Source organism: Cytobacillus sp. (genome assembly GCF_032154635.1).
GTDB lineage: Bacteria > Bacillota > Bacilli > Bacillales > Cytobacillaceae > Cytobacillus.
On record NZ_JALDXW010000085.1, the window covers coordinates 1 to 4928 of the forward strand.

At 38.1% G+C, this 4928-nt stretch carries 3 protein-coding genes; 2 read left to right on the forward strand and 1 reads right to left on the reverse strand.

Annotated features, from left to right (window positions below; genetic code table 11):
• Positions 1–1099: 1099 nt before the first annotated feature.
• On the reverse strand, positions 1100–2530 hold the full coding sequence (gene pdxR / locus RUH74_RS24040; protein ID WP_313805388.1) for a MocR-like pyridoxine biosynthesis transcription factor PdxR: 1431 nt from the start codon (positions 2528–2530) through the stop codon (positions 1100–1102).
• A 200-nt stretch (positions 2531–2730) separates the two neighbouring features.
• Between pdxR and RUH74_RS24045 the strand changes: the two genes are divergently transcribed.
• The gene (locus RUH74_RS24045) at positions 2731–3264 is read left to right on the forward strand and encodes a pyridoxamine 5'-phosphate oxidase family protein (protein WP_313805390.1); all 534 of its coding nucleotides are present in this window, start codon (positions 2731–2733) and stop codon (positions 3262–3264) included.
• Between the two features lie 286 nt (positions 3265–3550).
• Positions 3551–4753: a benzoate/H(+) symporter BenE family transporter gene (locus RUH74_RS24050; RefSeq protein WP_313805391.1), complete on the forward strand. Its 1203-nt coding sequence runs from the start codon at positions 3551–3553 to the stop codon at positions 4751–4753.
• Positions 4754–4928: the final 175 nt, after the last annotated feature.

Here is a 4928-nt window from a genome sequence, read left to right on the forward strand (position 1 = left end):
TAATGAATGTACGGCAAAGGCGGCTTACTTAAAAAGTCTATTATAGCAACATTTATAGAGCACCTTTGCCAGGAATGGTAAGGGTGTTTTTTATTTCCGTATTTATAAATGGGGTTAAAATTTGAAATAAAGTGTTACAAAATATATTAAATTACATCAAATAAACAAAAAAGTAGCATTAGTTTAATAACGGGTTCCGTTACCTATCGCAAAACTTGAAAATACAATATGAAATTCGACCAAAATTGTACAACGAATTACACCGTATTCTGTAGTGGAATTTGTATTTAGAATTAAAAAAATGTCAGTTCAGTGAACTGAGATTTTTCTTCTATTTATTTTCAATTGCTTCTAGAACTAAAGCACCCGTTAGTTGATTATTCGACGTCCGAAATTTATTTCTCACGATTTTTCTCTCCATAGTTTACCCAGAGCCAAAAAATAGTTACCGCAATAATAAATTGAAGTAATGGGTGCTTTAGCAAACAGGACTGTCAGTAGACAGCCTTTATTCTTATTGAACTAAAGCAGCAGTTTAGTTCAAAAGGAATTCCTTTATTAGGAACGAATGTAATATTAGTTTCGGTGAACCTTATCATGTAAATGAGGGGTTTTTCTGAAGTTGAATCAGTGAATTTCTATAATGTGGGAGATATCCTTAATAACTTATTGCAGTAATCTATTCTACACAGTTCTATTAATTAGGTTTATTTTTATGATTTTACCAACATGATGGAATTTGAGACATATCCAATCAAATGGAACAATGAACCCCCGTAAAAGTTAGACCAATCCAGCTTTTAGGGGGGGATATATAGGAGGTTATTTGGTTTGAGTGGAATGGAAAAAAGTATATTTATGGACGTATGTCATGTTCTTAATTTTTCTTCTTGTTATAGGGCTGACGATGTTTCTATTAAAGTCAATGGTGTAATATCATATTCTCGAGCAATATCTGCACGAAGTTTCCTGTTTTCATAAAGTGTCACTAATTGCAGTTAAAATTCGGGTGTAAAAGTTCGACGTTGACGTGACATTTAGCAGGATTCTTTAAGGTGTTAGAGTAAGTGCACTAGCTCCCATTTTAAAAAAACTGAAATCATTTAATAATATTAGATAATTGACTAATGCCACGCATAATCGCTTCTTCATCCACTTTGGAGTATCCCAATACCCACCCCTTTCGCTTACTTTCGAGACAGTAAGGGCTGAGAGGGTAGACACGTACCCCGTTTTCTAATGCTTTGTTTGTCATTTCTTCTTCATTAAAATCTTCACCTGCTTCCAGTAACATATGCAGACCTGTTTCCACGCCTTTTACTGAAAATATTTCTTCTAATTTGGTTGAAGCAATCGCTTTTATCATGGCCGCATGCCTGCGCCGATAAACATTTCTGACTCGTCTCATATGTCGCATAAAATGGCCATGCTCAATAAAATGAGTGAGGGTTAACTGCTCCATGATGGGAAGTTGCCGAGAAGTGAGTTTATGTACGCGAGCTATTTGGGCTATTGCTTCAACTGGTCCAATGATGGCTGAAATACGAATTCCCGGAGCAATCATTTTGGAAAAGCTCATAAGGTAGAGTGTACACTCAGGCTCTTGGCTAAATAATGTTGGAAGAGGCTCACCACTATGGCGAAATTCGCTATCATAGTCGTCTTCTATAATCCAGGATTGGTTGCGAATAGCCAGTTCAAATAATTGCCTTCTCCGCTTAACAGACATGATAACACCGGTTGCAGACTGGTGGGAAGGTGTAACAAAGACAAGTTTAGATTGTTTAGGAATACAATCGACAACTATACCTTGTTCATCGACCGGCACAGGCAAGATGTTCATGTTTCGGTACATCATTGTCAGCCAAGCAGGAGGAAATCCTGGATCCTCAACAGCTACTGTATCCCCCTCAATGAGAAGTGCTTGTGAGATTAAGTCTATGCTTTGCTGAGCTCCGGATGTAAGTAAAATCTGTTCAATATCAACATGGATTCCCCTTTCAACTGATAAATAATTTTGAATTTGGCATCGTAAAGGCTCGTAGCCAAAAGAGTTTCCGTACGTCCAGCAGGACAAGTCAGCTTTGGCCGACGCGTGGAGAAATGATTGCCTCCATTTTTTCTGAAATAGTGTATCTAGATAAGGCTCATGGGAGGAGAAATCAATATCTATAGCGTTATCCCTTGTCTCACCTGACCAATCATGTAATCGGTCTACTGCATCTTCTAAAACAGGAAGGTGCGGTGGAGTCAAGCGGTGAGCTGATCTTTCTTCCTTTGAGATCAAGGGCTGGTTCCAGTCGCTTACTCGTGTTCCACCACGACGTGAGGTAACAGTAAAACCTCTACTAAAAAGTTCTTCATACATTGCCTGTACCGTTGAGCGAGCGACTCCTAATTGTTGAGCGAGTTCGCGAGTCGGGGGTAGCCGGTAACCAGCTCTCCATTTTCCGGTCGTGATATTATGAATAGCTTGATCAAGCAGCTGTTTCCAGATTGGTTTTCTATCATGTCGATCTATTTTCATCATTACGCATCACATCCCTTTATGGACTGATAAAAATCTATAACTTTGGATATATCATACCATTCCAATTATCGCTAAACTACAACCAAGTGGAAAAACATGTTTATACTTCCACAATCACGAAAACTCGAAAGATTAGTATTAGAGTAATGTGAGTCCACAAAGGATGGGCAGCAGGGAAAATTGAAAGGAGCGGATTAGAGTTGAATTCAGTACGTTATAAGGTGCGAGAGTGTAAGGATCAGAAAAAAATCGGGCATTTTCTACGAACTTCGAGGGTTGGCCACCTTGGTCTATCGGACGGGAAATATCCATATGTAGTACCTTTAAATTATGTGTGGTTGAATGACAAGATATATTTTCACGGCGCGGAGGGGGGAAGAAGGAACCAAATCATAAAGGAGAATGCTGAAGTCTGTTTCACAGTATGTGCGGAATACGGCACCATTACTGACCCAGTTCCAGCAAAGACAGATACTTCTTATATGAGTGTCATGCTTTTCGGTGAAGCAGAGCCAGTCATGGATTTAGAGGAATCGACATGTATGTTGCAGGAGATGATGGATAAATACGTTCCAGGTTACTATAGTCGTCAACTTTCTAAACAGCATGTTGATAAATATAGATCATCTGTTTATGGATCTGCAGTCCAAGTTTATAGAATCACACCTCATCATCTAACAGCAAAAGAGAGTCCAATTATAGAGGAAAAGATGTTTAAGCCTAATTCTGTTTAATAGCGACCTTTCAGACGATTGACCGCATGAAAGAGTAAATTCTTCTTTAAAGCAAGATATTGAAACCTACTCGGATATGAATTAGGGTGATCAATTAAATTGTAAATGGAGAGAATCAAGCTATGAATCATATCAAAATGCAAGATTCGAAACTATTTAAAGCTATTCAAAACGAATTAGATTGGCAAAGAACAAAAATTAAATATGGATAGGAGAATGGTTATGAAGAGAAAATTGACCGTGTGTGTAACGAGTTTTTTCCAAAACTTTAAGAGGTGATAACTAAATGACATCGAAAACAAATGTGTTACGTATAGACGATTTTTTTTTCCCGTCAATCGCTGCTTTGGTATCTGTTCTTATTAATTATGGCGGAACTTTCGCGATCGTATTCCAAGCCGCAAAAGTTGCTAATCTAAGTCCCGAATTAACTGCCTCATGGGTTTTCTCCCTTTCTACAGGTGTGGGAATAACAGGAGTATGGTTAAGTTACAAATATAAAGAGCCTATTATTACAGCTTGGTCTACTCCGGGTGTAGCATTTTTAGCATCGGCATTATTGTTTACTTCATATAATGAAGCGATCGGCGCTTATATTATTTCTGCAATAGGATTCATTATTTTGGGTATGACTGGAATGTTTGAACGTCTCATTAAATACATTCCCCCTGGCATTGCAGCTGGTTTATTGGCTGGTATATTGCTGCAGTTTGGGATAGCGGCATTTGGCGGAGCCCAAGTGGAATCTGCTTTCGTTATTATGTTGTTTTTTACGTATATCGTTTTAAAACGTCTTGTTTCACGATTTGCTGTAGTAGGAATTTTAGTTGTCGGGCTATTATACCTCATCCTATTCAACAAAGTTGATTTTCAGGGTATTGGGCTTGATTTTGCGCTTCCAGTGTTAACAATGCCTGAGTTTTCTATATCGTCTTTATTAGGTGTTGGTTTACCATTATTTATTATCACTCTAACCGGACAATATATCCCGGGTATGTTGATATTAAGGAGAGATGGATTTAAAACCAGCGCGAATTCCATATTGACCGTTACAGGCTTAGGTTCTTTAATTATGGCTCCCTTTGGCTCACATGCTTTTAATATCGCAGCCATATCTTCTGCTATTTGTACATGCCCCGATGCCCATAATGATAAATCAAAACGTTATATTGCTGGTATAATATGTGGAATTATTTACATAGTTGTTGGTATTTTTGGGGTTACACTCGTATCACTATTTTTAATACTACCTCCAACCTTTATAGCAACTCTAGCGGGCTTGGCATTGTTGGGGACTATCGGAAGTAGCCTATCGGAAGCGTTGGGTGACCCAAGTAATCGTGAAACAGCACTTATCACTTTTTTAGCAACTGCTGCAAATGTGACTCTCTTAGGAGTAGGTGGTGCATTTTGGGGTTTGGTAGCAGGTATGTTAGCACACCTAGTGATGAATTTTCGTTTATTCGGGAAAACTAAGTCAGCAGTATAAAAAATAAGAACTAAAGAACAGCGGGAGCGCCATTAAAATGCCTCCTAGTCGATTGTTATCAAAAAACAGTGAATTTATTTTATTGACATAGTTAAACTTTTGACGTTAATCCGGAAGGATTAACGCTCTCTTTATTTTCGACTTATTATCAGTCTTATTCAACTAACGGGTGCTT